General features: G+C 45.5%; 14 protein-coding genes and 4 tRNA genes. 10 read left to right on the top strand and 8 right to left on the bottom strand.

The window, feature by feature from the left end:
- Positions 1 to 14: 14 nt before the first annotated feature.
- Both L2W36_RS26085 and hemN read left to right on the top strand, forming a co-directional pair.
- Positions 15 to 509 carry a DUF2489 domain-containing protein gene (locus L2W36_RS26085; protein ID WP_006074975.1) on the top strand — a complete coding sequence of 165 codons (495 nt, stop codon included), beginning with the start codon at positions 15 to 17 and terminating at the stop codon, positions 507 to 509.
- 192 nt (positions 510 to 701) lie between these two features.
- Entirely contained in the window at positions 702 to 2,093 is a 1,392-nt protein-coding gene (hemN, locus tag L2W36_RS26080; protein WP_038223144.1) for an oxygen-independent coproporphyrinogen III oxidase, read from the top strand.
- On the opposite strand, the gene L2W36_RS26075 is transcribed toward hemN, so the two are convergent.
- The 5 genes from L2W36_RS26075 to glnA form a co-directional block, all read right to left on the bottom strand.
- A complete protein-coding gene (locus L2W36_RS26075) occupies positions 2,086 to 4,647 on the bottom strand; it encodes a bifunctional diguanylate cyclase/phosphodiesterase (RefSeq protein WP_236111970.1) in 2,562 nt (853 codons plus the stop codon). The two genes, hemN and L2W36_RS26075, sit on opposite strands and share 8 nt — an antisense overlap.
- 176 nt (positions 4,648 to 4,823) lie before the next feature.
- Positions 4,824 to 6,227: a nitrogen regulation protein NR(I) gene (gene glnG / locus L2W36_RS26070; protein ID WP_006074978.1), complete on the bottom strand. Its 1,404-nt coding sequence runs from the start codon at positions 6,225 to 6,227 to the stop codon at positions 4,824 to 4,826.
- 50 nt (positions 6,228 to 6,277) lie between these two features.
- The gene (gene glnL, locus L2W36_RS26065) at positions 6,278 to 7,327 is read right to left on the bottom strand and encodes a nitrogen regulation protein NR(II) (RefSeq protein ID WP_062463174.1); all 1,050 of its coding nucleotides are present in this window, start codon (positions 7,325 to 7,327) and stop codon (positions 6,278 to 6,280) included.
- 144 nt (positions 7,328 to 7,471) lie between these two features.
- Entirely contained in the window at positions 7,472 to 7,990 is a 519-nt protein-coding gene (locus L2W36_RS26060; RefSeq protein ID WP_236111969.1) for a DUF4124 domain-containing protein, read from the bottom strand.
- Between the two features lie 116 nt (positions 7,991 to 8,106).
- Complete coding sequence (glnA, locus tag L2W36_RS26055; protein WP_006074981.1) at positions 8,107 to 9,516, bottom strand: glutamate--ammonia ligase; 1,410 nt, start codon at positions 9,514 to 9,516, stop codon at positions 8,107 to 8,109.
- A 510-nt stretch (positions 9,517 to 10,026) separates the two neighbouring features.
- Here glnA and typA point away from each other — a divergent pair.
- Complete coding sequence (gene typA / locus L2W36_RS26050) at positions 10,027 to 11,859, top strand: translational GTPase TypA (protein ID WP_006074982.1); 1,833 nt, start codon at positions 10,027 to 10,029, stop codon at positions 11,857 to 11,859.
- A gap of 85 nt (positions 11,860 to 11,944) precedes the next feature.
- On the opposite strand, the gene pssA is transcribed toward typA, so the two are convergent.
- Together pssA and L2W36_RS26040 are read right to left on the bottom strand one after the other, a co-directional pair.
- Positions 11,945 to 13,285 (bottom strand): CDP-diacylglycerol--serine O-phosphatidyltransferase, encoded by a 1,341-nt coding sequence (gene pssA / locus L2W36_RS26045; protein WP_038223155.1) that lies wholly within the window; start codon positions 13,283 to 13,285, stop codon positions 11,945 to 11,947.
- Positions 13,286 to 13,376: 91 nt separating this feature from the next.
- Positions 13,377 to 13,808, bottom strand: a complete 432-nt coding sequence (locus L2W36_RS26040) for a GNAT family N-acetyltransferase (RefSeq protein ID WP_236111968.1) — start codon at positions 13,806 to 13,808, stop codon at positions 13,377 to 13,379.
- A gap of 59 nt (positions 13,809 to 13,867) precedes the next feature.
- On the opposite strand from L2W36_RS26040, the gene murB reads away from it, so the two are divergent.
- Together murB and birA are read left to right on the top strand one after the other, a co-directional pair.
- Complete coding sequence (murB, locus tag L2W36_RS26035) at positions 13,868 to 14,902, top strand: UDP-N-acetylmuramate dehydrogenase (protein ID WP_236111967.1); 1,035 nt, start codon at positions 13,868 to 13,870, stop codon at positions 14,900 to 14,902.
- The gene (gene birA / locus L2W36_RS26030; protein WP_006074987.1) at positions 14,899 to 15,858 is read left to right on the top strand and encodes a bifunctional biotin--[acetyl-CoA-carboxylase] ligase/biotin operon repressor BirA; all 960 of its coding nucleotides are present in this window, start codon (positions 14,899 to 14,901) and stop codon (positions 15,856 to 15,858) included. Before murB ends, birA begins: the two co-directional genes overlap by 4 nt.
- A gap of 147 nt (positions 15,859 to 16,005) precedes the next feature.
- On the opposite strand, the gene coaA is transcribed toward birA, so the two are convergent.
- Entirely contained in the window at positions 16,006 to 16,929 is a 924-nt protein-coding gene (gene coaA / locus L2W36_RS26025) for a type I pantothenate kinase (protein ID WP_006074988.1), read from the bottom strand.
- A gap of 212 nt (positions 16,930 to 17,141) precedes the next feature.
- Between coaA and L2W36_RS26020 the strand changes: the two genes are divergently transcribed.
- The 5 genes from L2W36_RS26020 to L2W36_RS26000 all read left to right on the top strand — a co-directional run.
- Positions 17,142 to 17,217 (top strand) — tRNA-Thr (locus L2W36_RS26020).
- A gap of 48 nt (positions 17,218 to 17,265) precedes the next feature.
- Positions 17,266 to 17,350, top strand: a tRNA-Tyr gene (locus tag L2W36_RS26015).
- Between the two features lie 35 nt (positions 17,351 to 17,385).
- A tRNA-Gly gene (locus L2W36_RS26010) sits at positions 17,386 to 17,460 on the top strand.
- A 13-nt stretch (positions 17,461 to 17,473) separates the two neighbouring features.
- Positions 17,474 to 17,549 (top strand) — tRNA-Thr (locus tag L2W36_RS26005).
- A 137-nt stretch (positions 17,550 to 17,686) separates the two neighbouring features.
- Positions 17,687 to 17,896 (top strand): GTP-binding protein (locus L2W36_RS26000; RefSeq protein WP_236111966.1); only part of this gene is annotated, 210 nt, incomplete at its 3' end.

Raw genomic sequence — 17,896 nt, 5'->3', positions numbered from 1 at the left:
TAAGGGTAGAGCAGATGAATACCTTCACACTGTTAGCCATTGCTGGTGCCATCATTATTGTCGGCTTGGCTAGTTATGCGGGCTATTTGCTACTGCAACTTAAAAAGCAAAAGGAGTTGCAACAGCAGCATCGCGACTTGGCTATCCAAAAGCGAAATGCCAACATTTTTGAAAGTGTCGATACGATTTGTTTAGCGACGATTCAAGGGCAATGTGATGTATCAGAAGCGGCGATTAGACTCTACAACATCATGGACTACGTTCAAGGTAATGACCGTGTCGATTTTGATGAGAGCTATCCCGCGACTTCTGAGCTATATCATATCGTTAAAGATATGCCACGCGGTGATGCGCGACAAGAGATGAAAAAGCAAGACCGAATGCGGGATAACCTTACACGTCAGAAGGCAGAAGCGCGTTTGAATGACGCAATTATCGAAGAGCTCAAAGACCTTCAGCAGAAGGTTAAGCCACTGAACAATGCCATTGATATTAAGCTTGTAGGATAGCCTTTTCGTTTCGTTGGTCATGACTAGTGATCAAGCTAGCATTTTTGTTGACGATTTGAGCAAAAATGCAGTTAACGGCGCTCCCTGTCATATTCCTGTGGCAAAATAGCGCCTAGTTGACGCACCGCCAATCTGCGTTCGTTAGGTTGCGATTGGGGCGTCAAGAAACACATGTTTATTGGAAGTATTACCATGTCTCAAAGTCAATCAGAAACTAAGCAACAGATAGTCTGGGATCAAGCGATTCTCGATAAGTATAACTACTCGGGTCCTCGTTATACCTCATATCCGACCGCTGTCGAGTTCCACGAAGCTTATACCATCTCTGATTACGACATGGCGTGTACTCAATATCCAGAACGTCCACTATCGCTGTACGTTCATATTCCGTTCTGCCATAAGCTTTGCTATTACTGTGGCTGTAATAAAGTGATTACCCGTCATGCACACAAAGCCGATGAGTATCTCGATGTTATCGAACACGAAATTCGTCAGCGTGCATCATTGCTTCAGGGTCGTAAAGTGACTCAGTTGCATTTTGGTGGCGGTACGCCAACCTTCCTAACCAAAAGCCAGATCAGTCGATTGATGGCAATTCTTCGTGGTGAGTTCTTCTTCCAAGAAGGTGCTGAGATCAGTATCGAAGTTGACCCGCGTGAAATTGAGTTGGATATGTTGGACCATCTGCGCTCAGAAGGCTTTAACCGCCTGAGTATTGGCGTTCAAGACTTCAATAAAGAAGTGCAAAAGCTGGTGAATCGTGAGCAAGATGAAGAGTTTATCTTTGCCATGGCTGAGCGCGCCAAACAACTAGGTTTCCGTTCAACCAACCTCGACCTTATCTATGGTTTACCGAAGCAAACGAAACAGCGTTTTGCCGAGACACTTGAGCAGGTTCTGACCATGCGTCCAGGACGTTTATCGGTGTTTAACTATGCTCACATGCCAAACTTATTTGCCGCGCAGCGTAAAATTAAAGACGAGGATCTTCCTCAAGCTGAAGAAAAAATGGCGATCTTGCAAGATACTATTGCGACGTTGACTGGCGCAGGCTATCAGTTTATCGGTATGGACCACTTCGCTCTTCCTGAAGATGAACTAGCGGTTGCACAGCGTGCGGGTGAGCTGCATCGAAACTTCCAAGGTTACACGACGCAAGGTGATTGCGACCTAGTTGGCTTTGGCGTTTCTGCAATTTCTATGATTGGCGACAGCTACGCACAAAACCAGAAAGAGCTGAAAAAGTACTACGCTCAAGTGAATGATTTGAGACATGCACTGTGGAAAGGTGTGGTCCTTGATAAAGATGACTTGATTCGCCGTGAAGTGATCAAGCAGCTTATCTGTAACTTCAAGCTCGACAAAACATTTATAGAAAAGACCTTTGGCATTGGCTTCTCAAGCTATTTCGCTGAAGATATGAAATTGCTGCAAACGTTTATTGATGATGAATTAGTTGCAGTGTCAGACGATTCGATTGAAGTGACACTGCGTGGTCGTTTATTGATTCGTAATATCTGCATGTGTTTTGACAAATATCTGCGTCAAAAAGCGCGTCAGCAACAGTTCTCCCGCGTTATTTAATACCTACCGAATTTTTCATTTTGGTCGTAGCAGCCAGCTGCGGCCATTGTTCTAACGGTGTCGGTCGACCATACAAATACCCCTGTGCATGATGACAGCCAAGGTCATGAACGAGCTTAGCTTGCAGTGGTGTTTCAATCCCTTCGGCCACAAGCGTAAACCCAAAGCTGCTTGATAGCTTAGTGATTGCTGCAATAACACTCTGCTCAGCATTGTCTGGAGTCAGTCTATCTACAAAGGCTTTATCGACCTTCAGGCTATTAAATGGCAGCTTGTGGAGATAGGCGAGGGAAGAATAGCCAGTACCAAAATCGTCGATAGCAATATTAACGCCAAGCGCTCTAATTTTGCTGAGGTTGCCAAGGGTGATTGGATCATTGTCAGCCAGTCGCGATTCCGTCACTTCGACAGTAAGCTGACTTGCCGGAAAACCTGCTCGTTTGAGCAGTCCTGACAATTCATCCACATAGCTTGCGCTCGCTAATTCAATGACTGAGACATTAATGTGCAATTGAAAGTGCGCAGGTAACTGTTGTTGTTTGATAGCTTTGACAACGGTTTCGAGGCTTTTCTCTGCCATAATCCGACCAATACTGCTAATCAGTCCCGAACCTTCAGCAATAGGAATGAAATCCAAAGGAGAAATGAATTGTCCTTCATCATCACGAAGTCGCAGTAGAGCTTCAGCACCTAAAGTTTGGCCATTGTCGAGTTCAATTATGGGTTGGAAATGCACCTCAAACTTATTGTTATCAATGGCATGACGTAATGTCGCTAACAAGCGCGTTTTCTTTTTCGAACTCTCTGCCATGTCGGGGGTATAAATGCAGCAGCGCTGACAATCAAACTTTGCGTGGCTATGGGCAATGCCTGCATTTCGCAGCGTTGTGTCTGTTGTGTCCTCTCCGGTAATAGGTGCGATACCAATAGAGACCTGTAACATTAATGGCTCACCTTGCATCACGAAGGGGGCGCTGAATATCTGTCTAATTCGATGTTGATAACACATCTGTTGCTGTGGCTTCACATCAGGTAGGTAGATGGCAAACTCGTCACCGGCAACTCGCCCTAGCACACCATTTTCAAGCAACACCCACGCTTTGAGTCTCTCTGCAATGACGGAGAGTAAAATATCACCTTGATGGTGACCTAAGCTGTCATTGATATCTCTAAATTGATTAATACCAAGCAGCATCATACAGCCGCTGTTGCTTTTCATTGCATTGCAGGTCTCAATAAAGCCTTGTCGGCTATACAGCTTGGTCAAGCTGTCACGGGTGAGCTGTTCTCGCAAAGTATGAAACGATGCTTGCAAGTGTGAGCGCATGGCGGAGAAGCTTTCTACGAGCAGCGAGATCTCTTTGATACGATTGTTTTTGGGTAATGGGTAGTCCCAAGAGCCATTAGAAATCTGTTTTGCCGCCTCAGCGGTTTCAGACATAGGCAGAATCAGTCGGTTGATGATGACGATACCGACAAGTAACCCCAGCACGCCTAAAATCAAGCCCGCGATTAGCGTTTGGTTGCTAATCATGGGTATATCGCCAAGCAGAGCGTGATTGGAGATAGATACCACAACGTACCAACTTAAATTGGTATTAGTTTGATAATGACTAACCATCACATAATGGGTGTCTCCCCGGTAAGGAAAGGCGAATAAGTGAGGTTCAGTCAGTTCGGTATTATCTAAAGTTTGATCAAGAAAGGTCAAAGCAGGATGCAAGCTGTCAGCCATTGATAGCCTTTGTCCGTTAGCATCGAGAATCGATTCATCATCGGCTTGTGCGATGAGCTGACGCTGGTTATCAATAATAAAGACTTGCGCGTTATGGGCGTGTTTTAATTCATTGAGAAAGAGACTAAAAGTATCGATCTGTACATCAACAGCAGCCACTCCAACGAAGGTTCGAATGTCTCCGTCTGAGCTAAATACCGGAGCGAGAGCAGAAATTGTCACTTCTTGTTCCGCGTCGGCGTTGGCATACAGCTTTGACCACATAGCCACTGGGTTTTCTTTGATCGGCTGGTACCAAGGGCGCAATCTTGGGTCATAAGGTTTTATGGTATCGATGACTTGAGACTGTCGGTTTTCACCTTGGTAGATATTAAGCTGCTCACCAGTATTCGCGTCCTTTACCATCAAAGAGTAACCGTTTGGGGTATGAATGGACTTTGCATTTCGTATGGCAAGGAATTCACCTAACTCGCCGCCAAAACCCAATAAGTCAATTTGCGAAAACTCAGTATGAAGGGATTTAAAACTGGACAGCAAATAATCTTCGATAGCTAGGGCATCATTGGCGGAATACAGCTGATGGTATTCAATCGCATGAGCTAATGCGTCGGCCACTGCCATCGGCCTTTCAAGATAGATATCTAAGCTCTGAATCACGTTGAAGCTTAAGCTAGTAAGCTGCTTTTCACTTATCTCCAGCGCAAGGTCGTCGTAGTGCTCTTTCTGTAGCCATAAAATGGTGCCGATCGAGCACAGAAACACCAAAATAAATGGTGTGATTAGGGCTTTCTTGAAGGAGATTTTCAGTAAACCTGGCATATGCTCTGATGTTTTGTGGCAACGAGCTCGCAGATAGGCCTGAGGCTTTGCCGTAACGTATTAATAATCAATAGTTATAAATCGGCCGATTGATAGAATTATTTAGGTCATTTGAGACTAAATGACCTAAATAATGGCGGTGGGTTAGTCAAGTCGATGATCTAATAAGAACTTTGTTAGTAGAGTTCTTTTAGCTTTCTGGTAAGAGTATTCCGTCCCCAGCCGAGCACTTTCGCTGCATCTTGCTTATGGCCATTGGTGTGGCTGAGAGCAGCTTCAAGCAATATACGCTCGAATTGCGGTTGTGCATGGTTAAGTATTTCTGTCTCACCAGACTCAAGGGCCTGCTGAGCCCATGAAGAGAGTAGTGACTGCCAATCCCCAGCACCGATATCGGTAACGCGTCTTGGCTCTTCTAATAACTCGGTAGGCAAATCACTTGGTAGAATTTCACTACCGCTGGCCATTACTGTGAGCCATCGACAGGTATTCTCAAGCTGGCGCACATTTCCCGGCCAGTCGAGCTTATTTAAGATATCCACTGTGTCCGGATTAAGAGACTTGGTCTCCACACCGAGTTCTTCTGCTGCTAAAGACAAGAAATGCAATGTCAGCTTTTCAATATCCTGTTTACGTTCTCGAAGAGATGGGATATGGATACGAATGACGTTAAGACGATGGAATAAATCCTCACGGAATTCGCCTTCGGTCACCAGCTTTTCGAGGTTTTGGTGAGTCGCGGCGACGATACGTACATCCACTTTGACTGCAGAGTGCCCACCGACACGATAGAACTGCCCATCGGCTAAGACGCGTAGCAATCGAGTCTGAATATCCAATGGCATGTCACCAATCTCATCTAAGAATAAGGTCCCGCCGTTGGCTTGTTCAAAACGTCCTTGGCGCACGCTATTTGCACCAGTAAATGCACCTTTCTCATGGCCAAATAGCTCTGACTCGATAAGGTCTTTGGGAATTGCCGCCATATTGAGTGCGATAAAAGGTTTGCTAGAGCGAGGGCTGTGGCGATGTAAGGCGTGCGCGACAAGCTCTTTACCCGTACCTGATTCACCATTAATGAGTACAGAAATGGAGGAACGAGATAAACGGCCAATCGCTCGAAACACTTCTTGCATAGCGGGCGCTTCACCAATAATTTCCGGTGCATCAGCTGCGATCACCTCTTCCTGTGAAAGAGCACTTTTCTGCTCTAGGCTGTGAGTAATAGCGCGCTCGACCAGAGTGAGGGTCTCATCGATATCAAAAGGCTTAGGTAGATACTCAAAGGCGCCTTTTTGGTAGGCGTTTACCGCCGCATCGAGATCAGAGTGTGCGGTCATTATGATGACTGGTAAATCTGGGGCGCTTTCTTGAACTCGATTTAGCAGTTCAATGCCGTCAATACCGGGCATACGGATATCGGACACCAATACATCCGGTGTTTCCCGCTCCAATGCCATTAGCACGCTTTCTGCATCGGCAAATGTCTCGCATTTGATATTTGCTGATGAAAGGGTTTTATCCATTACCCATCGTATTGAGCTGTCGTCGTCGACGACCCATACATATCCTTTACTCATAGCCAAACTTCCTTACAGCAAGCCATATTAAGTCCTCTTTCTCCTTGAGGCTAAATAGGCAGATAAATAGTAAAAATGGTGCGACCGGGCCAACTTTCTACATCTATTTTTCCATTATGTTGGTCGATCAAATTTTGCGAAATGGACAGCCCAAGACCCGTTCCGCCTTCTCTGCCACTTACCATGGGGTAGAACAGCGTATCTTGGAGTTCGGCCGGAATGCCGGGGCCATTGTCAATAATCTCTATCCGAGCAGCGAGTTTATGGCGCTGTCCATGAATATTGGCTTGATGCACAGTGCGCGTGCGCAAGGTGATTTGCCCATTATCTTGTTGTTTTAATATTTGCGCGGCATTACTGGTAATGTTCAATAACGCTTGTTCGATTTGGTCGGTATCCATCAAGATCGGCGGTAGACTAGGGTCATAGTCTCGCTCTATGGTCAGGCTGGTTCCTGCATCAAGCTCTACCAACTGACGTACCTTTTCTAAAATGAGGTGTAGATTTTCTTCTTTTTTCGTTCCTGGACGTTGTGGTCCAAGAAGCCTATCGACCAGCGCTCTTAATCGGTCTGCTTGTTCAATGATGATATTGGTGTACTCATTAAGTGAGGGGTCAGGCAACATCTTTGATAAAAGTTGTGCCGCACCTCGCAGGCCACCAAGCGGGTTCTTTATCTCATGAGCGAGGCCTCTTACCAGCAACTTTGCAGCTTGTTGTTGGGCATGCTGGTTGAGCTCCTGAGTCAGCCTTTTTTGCTGACCAATCTTACGCATTTCCACCAAAAGCATCAGTTCCTTATTCCAAGATAAGGGGCTAACAGTCACCTCTAATAACAGCGGTTTGCCATCAACAACTAAAGTGACATCGCTATCGGTAATACTTTGACCACTTTGTAGAGGTTGGGTTAGCAAGGCCAAGTCTAGAGAAGCGTGTTGAATAAACTGAGAAAGGTGGCAATTAAGCAGTCTCTTGGAACTTTGCGAGAACAATTGCTCTGCGGCAGGGTTAGCGTATTGAACTGTTAATCCCTCATTGAGCATCAAGGTCGCCGTTACCACATTATTGAGTATTGCACTGGTGAGTTCACAGTTTGCCACACGCTATCCTTAATCGATTTTGCATTGCGTTGCTCTATGATGGTGCGCTGCACGCAATGTCTTTTGTTTATGCACTAAAATGGTGCATTGATAATTCCAAGTATGGCGCAATTTTTTATAGAGTAAAAGCGTAAACGCTGATGGCTATGGCGATTGCACCGATGCACGATGTAAATGCACTGTTATCGTATTGGACGATGCAATAACCTTGCCGTTTTGTTGCGCTTGAATGGTTAGGGTGTGAGTTCCTCGGTCAATGGCGGTTAATGACCAATGAGGAGTAGTTTTCGGTGCACCATATACCTTGCCATCGAGAAGAAGTTGCAGCTTGGCTGCGACGTGAAGCTTGCCATCTATGTGACCAATAACATCGAAATTACCAGCGTTGTTGCGAATGGTGGCATCGTGAGTGGGATTGCGGATGCTGACTTTTAGCCTGATAGGCTTGGGGGTTGGCGTTTCTGAGAAAGAATTTGTTGCTGGGGAAACGTCATTGCTGGAGTAAGGGGCGGGAGGGTCAGGCAACACAACTAACGACGATTGAGGGTTAGCAGGATTATCACTGAAGTGCTGCACACCTTTTTCATCGACCCAGGTGTAGATCTCTATACTCCAAGATAGGGGACTCAGGATACACAGTATCAATATCAGGGCAGATTTCATGTTAGCGGAACCTTGCTTTACTTGAGAGTCCTGATGGTAATGCTGCAAGAAATAACACGGACATAAAAAAGGCCCGCCTGCGAGGCGAGCCTAATAATTGGTTGTAAACCTTTGAATTATACTGAGTAGTATAGTTCGAACTCAAGTGGGTGAGTTGTCATGTTTACTTTCTCTACGTCTTGAGACTTAAGATCGATGTAAGAATCGATAAAGTCATCAGAGAATACACCGCCAGAAGTTAGGAACTCACGGTCAGCGTCTAGACACTCTAGCGCTTCTTTTAGTGAGTAAGCCACTGTTGGGATCTCTGCAGCTTCTTCAGCTGGTAGATCGTAAAGGTCTTTGTCCATTGCTTCACCTGGGTGGATCTTGTTCTTGATACCGTCAAGACCAGCCATAAGCATTGCAGCAAAGCATAGGTATGGGTTTGCTGATGGGTCACCGAAACGTAGCTCGATACGACGCGCTTTCGGGCTTGGTACCACTGGGATACGGATAGAAGCAGAACGGTTACGTGCAGAGTAAGCAAGCATAACTGGTGCTTCGAAGCCTGGTACAAGACGCTTGTACGAGTTAGTTGATGCGTTGGCAAATGCGTTGATTGCTTTAGCGTGCTTGATAACACCACCGATGTAGTAAAGCGCCATTTCAGATAGGCCGCCGTACTTGTCGCCAGCGAATAGGTTAACACCGTCTTTCGCTAGAGATTGGTGAACGTGCATACCAGAACCGTTATCACCTACTAGAGGCTTAGGCATGAATGTCGCTGTCTTACCAAATGCGTGAGCAACGTTGTGTACAACGTACTTGTAAACTTGGATTTCGTCCGCTTTAGCCGTTAGCGTGTTGAAACGAGTAGCGATTTCGTTCTGACCCGCTGTTGCTACTTCGTGGTGGTGAGCTTCAACAACTTGACCCATTTCTTCTAGAACTAGACACATTGCAGAACGGATATCTTGAGAAGAGTCAACTGGAGCTACTGGGAAGTAACCACCTTTAACGCCTGGACGGTGACCTTTGTTACCACCTTCGAAGTCAGTGCCTGTGTTCCAAGCCGCTTCTACGTCGTCAATCTTGAAGAATGAACCAGACATGTCTGTTGCGAATTTAACATCGTCAAATAGGAAGAACTCTGGCTCTGGACCAACAAGTACAGTATCTGCAATGCCAGTAGAACGTAGGTAGTCTTCTGCGCGCTTAGCGATTGAACGTGGGTCACGGTCGTAGCCTTGCATTGTTGCAGGCTCAAGGATGTCACAACGAATGTTCAGAGTTGCATCTTCAGTGAATGGGTCTAGAACTGCGCTTGCAGCGTCAGGCATCATTACCATGTCTGATTCGTTGATGCCTTTCCAACCAGCAACTGATGAACCGTCGAACATTTTGCCTTCTTCAAAGAAGTCTGCATCTACTTGGTGTGCAGGGATAGAAACGTGCTGCTCTTTACCCTTAGTGTCTGTAAAGCGTAGATCTACGAATTTAACTTCGTTCTCTTGGATCAGCGATAGAACATTTTCTACTGACATCTTGGAAAACCTCCAGTGTTATTAAAGCGGTTAAGTACTCGATTAGTGCTAATCGGCATTGATTAACGTCTGCTTATTGAAGTGCGTTAATCGATGCTGATTTTACTAAAGCTAAAACCGTGCCAAAAAATAAATCCGTTATTTTTCATGGTGTTACAAAATTACTCATCATAATGGAGCAAGATGATGCACCAAAATGATCATTGAATGCACTTTTATGGTGCAATGTTAAATTTCTGCACCAAGTTGAATCAATGATGCCATACATTCAGCATGGTTTTTGAATCGGTGTCAACTGCAATCCTACGATGAGCAGATCGGCTGCGCTAAAATAGTGAATTTGGCGCTAGCGCCCGATATTTACGGCAAAACTAGCTTAAACCGACTATGTTTAAGCAAGATTTCAACGAAGAAGATCACAACTCTCGTAATTTCTGGTATATTGCGGGCGTTTTTTTAATCGAGTCAGCGGCTATCGTGCGGCGACTCTTGACTGAGTGAAAGAAATCTATGTCAACTCCACAGATTGATAAGTTAAGAAACATTGCGATTATCGCGCACGTTGACCACGGTAAAACTACCCTTGTTGACAAGCTACTTCAGCAATCCGGTACTCTAGAGTCTCGCGGTGAAACTGAAGAGCGAGTTATGGACTCGAATGATATCGAAAAGGAACGTGGTATCACGATCCTTGCTAAAAACACAGCGATCAACTGGAATGATCACCGCATCAACATCGTAGATACTCCGGGACACGCGGACTTCGGTGGTGAAGTTGAGCGTATTATGTCGATGGTAGACTCTGTACTGCTGATCGTTGACGCTGTAGATGGTCCGATGCCGCAAACTCGCTTTGTAACGCAAAAAGCATTTGCACATGGCCTTAAGCCTATTGTTGTTATCAACAAAATCGACCGCCCAGGTGCTCGCCCTGATTGGGTTATGGACCAAGTATTTGACTTGTTCGACAACCTAGGTGCATCTGACGAACAATTAGACTTCCAGGTAGTTTACGCATCAGCGCTAAACGGCTGGGCAACGTTGGAAGAAGGCGAAGAAGGCGAGAACATGGAACCATTGTTCCAAGCTATCGTTGATAACGTTGAAGCACCTGCTGTTGACCCTGAGGGTGCACTGCAAATGCAGATCTCTCAGCTAGACTATAGCTCTTACGTTGGTGTTATCGGTGTAGGCCGTGTGACTCGTGGTACGGTTAAGCCGAACCAACAAGTAACGGTTATCGGTGCTGATGGTAAGACTCGTAACGGTAAAGTAGGTACAGTTTTAGGTTACCTAGGCCTTGAGCGTCACGAAGTTCAGCAAGCAACTGCAGGCGATATCATCGCAATCACTGGTCTTGGCGAGCTAAAAATCTCTGACACTATCTGTGCGCAGGGTGAAGTGGAAGCGCTACCAGCACTGTCTGTTGACGAACCAACAGTAACCATGACATTCCAAGTAAACACGTCTCCATTCGCAGGTAAAGAAGGTAAGTTCGTGACTTCACGTAACATCCTTGAGCGTCTAGAGAAGGAACTGGTACACAACGTAGCACTACGCGTTGAGCAACTGGATGATCCAGATAAGTTCCGTGTATCTGGTCGTGGTGAACTACACCTATCTATCCTGATCGAAAACATGCGTCGTGAAGGCTTTGAGCTAGCGGTTTCTCGTCCTGAAGTTATCATCAAAGAAGAAGATGGTCAGAAGCAAGAACCTTACGAAACTGTAACTATCGACGTAATGGAAGAGCACCAAGGTAGCATCATGGAAGCTATCGGCTTACGTAAAGGTGAGCTAACGGACATGGCTCCAGATGGTAAAGGTCGTATTCGTATGGACTTCATGATGCCATCTCGTGGTCTAATCGGTTTCCAAACTGAATTCATGACACTAACGTCTGGTTCTGGTCTTCTATACCACACGTTCGATCACTACGGTCCATTCAAGGGCGGTGAGATTGGTCAGCGTGTAAACGGTGTACTTATCTCGAATGGTGCTGGTAAAGCACTAACGAACGCACTGTTTAACCTACAAGAGCGCGGCCGTATGTTTATCGGTCACGGTGTTGAGGTTTACGAAGGCATGGTTATCGGTATCCATAGCCGTGACAACGACCTAACGGTAAACCCGCTTAAAGGTAAGCAGCTAACTAACGTTCGTGCTTCTGGTACTGATGACGCACAGGTTCTTACTCCGCCAATCATTATGACTCTAGAGCAAGCACTTGAGTTCATCGATGATGACGAGCTAGTAGAAGTAACACCTGAAAGCATCCGCATCCGTAAGAAGTTCCTTTCGGAAAGCGATCGTAAGCGTGCAAGTCGCGAAGCTAAGTCTTAATTGATTTAGGTGAGATGTAAAAAAACCAGCCGCGAGGCTGGTTTTTTTGTGTTTGCTTTTTCGAAGACGCTAAAGGTTGAATAACTTAAAGTAACTGTTTCAATACTCTATCAGCTTGAACTCGAGTAATTTTCTTCAGCAATTTTTGTACAGGCGCTGGATAGTTTTCCACTTTTTCCAACTGCTTATAGGTACAGATCAACTGGGTGTGTTCAAGGATGTTTTCCACCTCAGCCTCAAACTTGTCGACAAGATGCGAGTAATGATCCTGAATCAAAATGGCATTCTCTAAATCCAAGCTCCAAGCTCGTGGATTTAGGTTGTTGCCTGTAATCAGCATATAACGCTTATCGACCCAAATACCTTTTAGGTGGAAGCTGTTGTCATCATGTTTCCATAGGCGAATGCACAAGTTGCGACTCGCGATATGTGCTTCGTTAGCTTTAGCAAAGCGACGCAGATTCATTTCATAGAGGTAAGGCAAACCACCAATGGTTTTGAAGTCTTCCTCTGGAGAAATGTAGAAATCGTTCGCCGTCTTATCACCCACCACGATTTTCACTTTAACACCGCGTTTCAGGGCACGCTTGATTTCTTTTGCTACCGACTTAGGGAAGTTGAAATAAGGGGTACAAATAAAAATCTCGTCTTTAGCACTAGCTAATAGCTGATTGATGCTTTGGTTAAGCTTGTTACGACGCTTACCAATACCAACAATAGGTGTCACTGCTACTTGGTGCTCATTACTCGGCTGAGCGTTAAATTGATAACGTGCCTGAGACAGTGAACCACGTAGCTGCCGGATTTCTGCCTTAATATCTTTTGTCGTTGGCTTTTCTGGCAATGACAGGTCGTTGACGGCAGGATTGGCAATCAGTTCGTTTGCAACAAACTGAGCCATACTATTTGCTAGTTCAGGGTTGTTCAGAACATGGTAGCGGTCGAATCGGTAACGCTCATCGTAATTTAAGTAGATGTTGTTAAGACTAGCGCCGCTGTATATCACTTTATCATCGATAATAAAGCCTTTAAGGTGCAAGACCCCAAATACTTCTCTGCCGCGCACTGGAATACCGTAAACAGGAACGGCATGCTCGTGATTTTGTCTAAACTCGCGATACATCACTGCGTTGCCATCAGACTGGTCTGCGCCAATCAGACCACGTTGTGCACGGTGCCAGTCAACACAAACGGCAATATCGAGAGCCGGATTCTTTTGCTTTGCTTGATAAAGTTCAGTCAGGATTTGGCGTCCAGCGTCATCATCTTCTAAATACAAAGCGACTAGGTAGATTCTTGATTGTGCTTCGCGTATCGCTTGAATTAAATACTCGCGATAATCTTTGGCGGAATACAATACATCCAGTGCATTGGGATCCTGCGCGATTGAGGGAAGCTGTTCAAAAGAGTTCCTAAGAGCCATCATATGAGGGACTGTACCTTTGGTCATTGCAAAATTGCGAACCTAGAATTTTACCAAACTCTTGCCCTAAATGGGTAGTAAAGCGTTGATAAGTTTAACGGGGATCAATGTATCGCATAGCTGCCAGTGCTTTTCCGCCGTGAATATAACGAGAAAACAGTTGCTTAAGAGGACCTGGTAGCTCTTCTTGGGTAATCACTTTAAAGCCATGTTGTCCATAAAATCCCTGTAAATGTTCTAGTGCAAAACAAAAATCGTTATTGGTCAGCTCATTTTGTCGCAGTTGTGCCATGAAATGATGACCAATACCTTGTTGGCGGAAGTCTGGAAGAACCAGCATGCTGGTCATCAATCGATACTGCTCGATGGTACGAAATCGTACGAGGGCACAGAGGCTGTGGCCTTGGCTAAGAGTGAGAATACGTTCATCACTTTTTGGTTTGCCAGCTGGGTAGTGTGCTTTATACAGTTTTTTGGCAATCGGCAGTTTAATGGGGTCTAGCATAGCGAATTTTAACGTATCCATAGCCAATGCTCGTTTCAAAAGGATAGAATAGCGGCAGTGTAAGCCATCAATGAATGCCCATGCAAACTGAAAACAATGCCCAACTTCGCCCATTTCACACCTTTGGTATCTCACAGCAGTGTCAGGTGCTAGTAGAAGCTGAATCGGTCGACGACCTAATTGCGATTTACCAAAACCCAGACTGGCAAGCGCTACCTAAACTGATGTTAGGTAAGGGCAGTAACATGTTATTTACGGAGCCTTATCAGGGCGTTGTTATCATTAATCGATTGCAAGGTATTTCGTACTCCAGCTCTGAGACTGAACATCTTTTGCACGTATCAGGGGGTGAAGACTGGCCGAGTTTGGTGGAATGGTGTGTAGAGCAGGGTTACGCTGGTGTTGAAAATTTGGCTTTAATCCCTGGCTGTGCTGGTAGCGCACCTATTCAGAATATTGGTGCGTATGGCATAGAGCTTCAGCAAGTATGTGATTATGTGGAGTACCTTTGTTTAGACAGCTATACCATAAAGCGGCTGTCTAATAATCAATGTCGTTTTGGTTATCGTGACTCCATTTTTAAGCACGATCTGAAAGATAAGGCGCTCGTGACCGCCATTGGCCTTAAGCTAAATAAAACATGGCAGCCTATATTAAGTTATGGTCCGTTACAGTCTCTTGACCCAGATACAACCACGCCAAAAGAAGTGTTTGATGTGGTCGTAAAAGTGAGAAAAGAGAAACTGCCTGATCCTACTGTGACTGGTAATGCTGGGAGTTTCTTTAAAAACCCGATTGTCAGTATCGAACAGTATGAAACGCTCAAAGCGCAATACCCAGCGCTAGTGGCTTATCCATCGGGTGACAAGATGAAGTTGGCTGCTGGTTGGCTTATCGATCAGTGTGGTCTGAAAGGGCATACTCAGGGTGGGGCCATGGTGCATCCTAAACAGGCTCTTGTATTGGTGAATGCCAATAATGCCAAGGCGGAGGATATTGTTAACCTTGCCGCTTATGTCCGCGACTGTGTGCTGAAGAAATTTAATGTAGAGCTTGAGCATGAGGTACGCTTTATGGGTGCTCAACAAGAAGTGTATTTAAAGGACCTACTATGAGAGAGCATCATGTGAAATTAGCGATTTTAGAGCAGCTTTCTCAAGGCGGATTTCATTCGGGTGAGATGTTGGGTGAGCAGCTAGGTATTTCTCGTGCCGCTGTAAGTAAGCACATTAAAGGCATTCGTGATTGGGGGGTTGATATCTTTCGCGTTCAGGGAAAAGGCTATCAACTAGCGGCCCCTATGGAACTGTTGTCCAAAGAGAAACTATCGCGAACGGTTACCTCACCATTTGAGTTGATTCCTATTATCGACTCTACCAATCAATACTTACTCGACAAACAAAACAGCTTAGAGTCGGGTGCGGTGTGCATTTCTGAGTACCAGTCTAAAGGCCGTGGCCGCCGTGGCCGCCAATGGGTATCACCATTCGGTAGTAACCTTTATCTCTCCATGTATTGGAAGTTAGAAGCAGGAATGGCAGCGGCGATGGGGTTAAGTCTGGTGATTGGCGTGGCGATAGTTGAAGCCTTGGAACAACTTGGGATTGATGGTGTAAAACTTAAATGGCCGAATGACCTGTATTTTAATGACAAGAAGTTAGCCGGCATTTTGGTTGAAATGTCAGGCCAAGCTGGTGGTGCGGCAAACCTAGTCATGGGTATGGGTATGAATCTAAATATGAGTGAACAAGTAGAAGGCATCGATCAGCCTTGGACCTCACTCAATGAAGTGGCAGACAAACCATTTAGCCGTAACGATTTGGTGGTGGCCTTTATCAAGGCTTGGCAGAACGCTCTAGAAGATTACGAAATGTGTGGCTTACACGGTTTTGTTGAACGTTGGAATCGTCATGATAACTTTTTGGATCGAGAAGTTCGTCTGGTGATGGGCAATCGAGACATTCAAGGTATTGTGCGCGGCATCGATGCCACTGGCGCCGTTTTACTGGAAACAGAAGCGGGCATTCAACCATTTATTGGTGGTGAGATCTCTCTGCGTAAACTGAACTGATGTGGCTTAACTTATCACTAATTTAGCAACTTCACTCACTGCATCAAATATTGTTACCACACTAGATATTGTCACCACACCGCATGTTGTCATCCCTGCGTAGGCAGGGATCTACCTTTGGCGCACATAACCCCTCATCAAAACAGCCTACTTCCTCAAATAAACCGTCTCAACATTATGATCTTTACCTTTCTGTAAAATCAATTGAGCCCGCTCTTTGGTTGGCAAGATATTCTGCACTAAGTTGATCCCATTAATCGATGCCCAAATATTCTTCGCTTTGGTTTTCGCTTCTTGTTCATTCAACTGGGTATAGTGGCTGAAGTAAGAGCCTGGCTTAGTAAAGGCGCCTTGGCGGAATTTCATAAAGCGCTGCACATACCAGTTTTCAATGCGCTCACTATCTGCATCGACGTACAAAGAAAAATCGAGAAAATCAGAGATAAACACGCGATGTGGATCGTGAGGGTAGTCCATGCCACTTTGCAGGACATTGAGACCTTCGATGATTAGCACGTCAGGTAGGTCGACGACTTTCTGCTCATCAGTAATATCGTAAGTTAAGTGTGAATAGACGGGAGCGACAACGTTACGCTTACAAGCTTTGACATCGGAAACAAACTGCACCAAGCGACGCATATCATAGGACTCGGGAAAGCCCTTTTTCGCCATTAACCCTTTTTCCAACAGTACCTTATTAGGATGAAGGAAACCGTCAGTCGTAATAAGTTCTACCTTAGGGTGGTTTTCCCAGCGACTGAGCAAGGCTTTTAGCAAGCGAGCCGTGGTACTTTTCCCGACCGCAACACTACCGGCAATACCAATAATGAATGGTGGCGTATGGTCACTTTGTCCCAAGAACTCTTGAAGAACGGAGTTGCGACTCTGTCTCGCGGCAACGTACAGGTTAAGCAGACGAGAAAGAGGCAAGTAAACATCAGTGGCTTCCTGTATCGTCAGGTTTTCATTAATACCCTGAAGCTCTTTCAGATCATCTTCTGTTAATGTCATAGGGACAGCGTTGCGAAGTGCAGACCACTGCTCGCGACTAAATGACATAAAAGGGCTCATAACTCACCTAACTTAAGGTTTCCATACACGTAGAGTGCTGAACATACCTGAACAAAGGGATAAATCAAATATTTCATGCGACACAGCGTGCGTAATTCCCCGAAATGTGTACAAAAAGTCGTCAAAAAGGAAGAATGTGTGAAAAAACGAAATTTTTTTTGATTTAACGGTTGCATCAGCAAGATTCATTCAATAGAATGCGCTCCACTTATGCCGACTTAGCTCAGTAGGTAGAGCAACTGACTTGTAATCAGTAGGTCACCAGTTCGATTCCGGTAGTCGGCACCATTTTCACTTTGCCTAGGGCAATGATGACGAAAATGGTAAGTAAAATTTGGGGGGGTTCCCGAGTGGCCAAAGGGAGCAGACTGTAAATCTGCCGGCACTGCCTTCGATGGTTCGAATCCGTCCCCCCCCACCATATTCTTTAGGGAATAGCTCTCAGAGTTACGTGTTGCGGGCATCGTATAATGGCTATTACCTCAGCCTTCCAAGCTGATGATGCGGGTTCGATTCCCGCTGCCCGCTCCAACTCATTTAGAGTGCTGATATAGCTCAGGTGGTAGAGCGCATCCTTGGTAAGGATGAGGTCGGCAGTTCGAGTCTGCCTATCAGCACCAGCTCTCAAAGCAATATTTCCTTTTGATACTTTCTTTTGCCTCAACTATGTTTAGAGGCTAAGAGAAGCTTTATTACCAAGATTTTTTGGTTGCGTGGTCTTCAAAGCCACCTAAATCCGTACCTAGAGGGACAACTCATGTCTAAAGAAAAATTTGAACGTACGAAACCGCACGTAAACGTTGGTACTATCGGCCACGTTGACCACGGTAAAACAACTCTAACAGCTGCAATCTGTACTACTCTTGCAAAAGTGTACGGCGGTGAAGCGAAAGACTTCGCATCTATCGATAACGCTCCAGAAGAGCGTGAGCGCGGTATCACAATCGCAACTTCTCACGTTGAGTAC

The sequence above is a fragment of the Vibrio sp. McD22-P3 genome (genome assembly GCF_021568915.1).
Taxonomy (GTDB): domain Bacteria; phylum Pseudomonadota; class Gammaproteobacteria; order Enterobacterales; family Vibrionaceae; genus Vibrio; species Vibrio mediterranei.
This window is presented reverse-complemented; position numbering and strand designations above follow the sequence as displayed.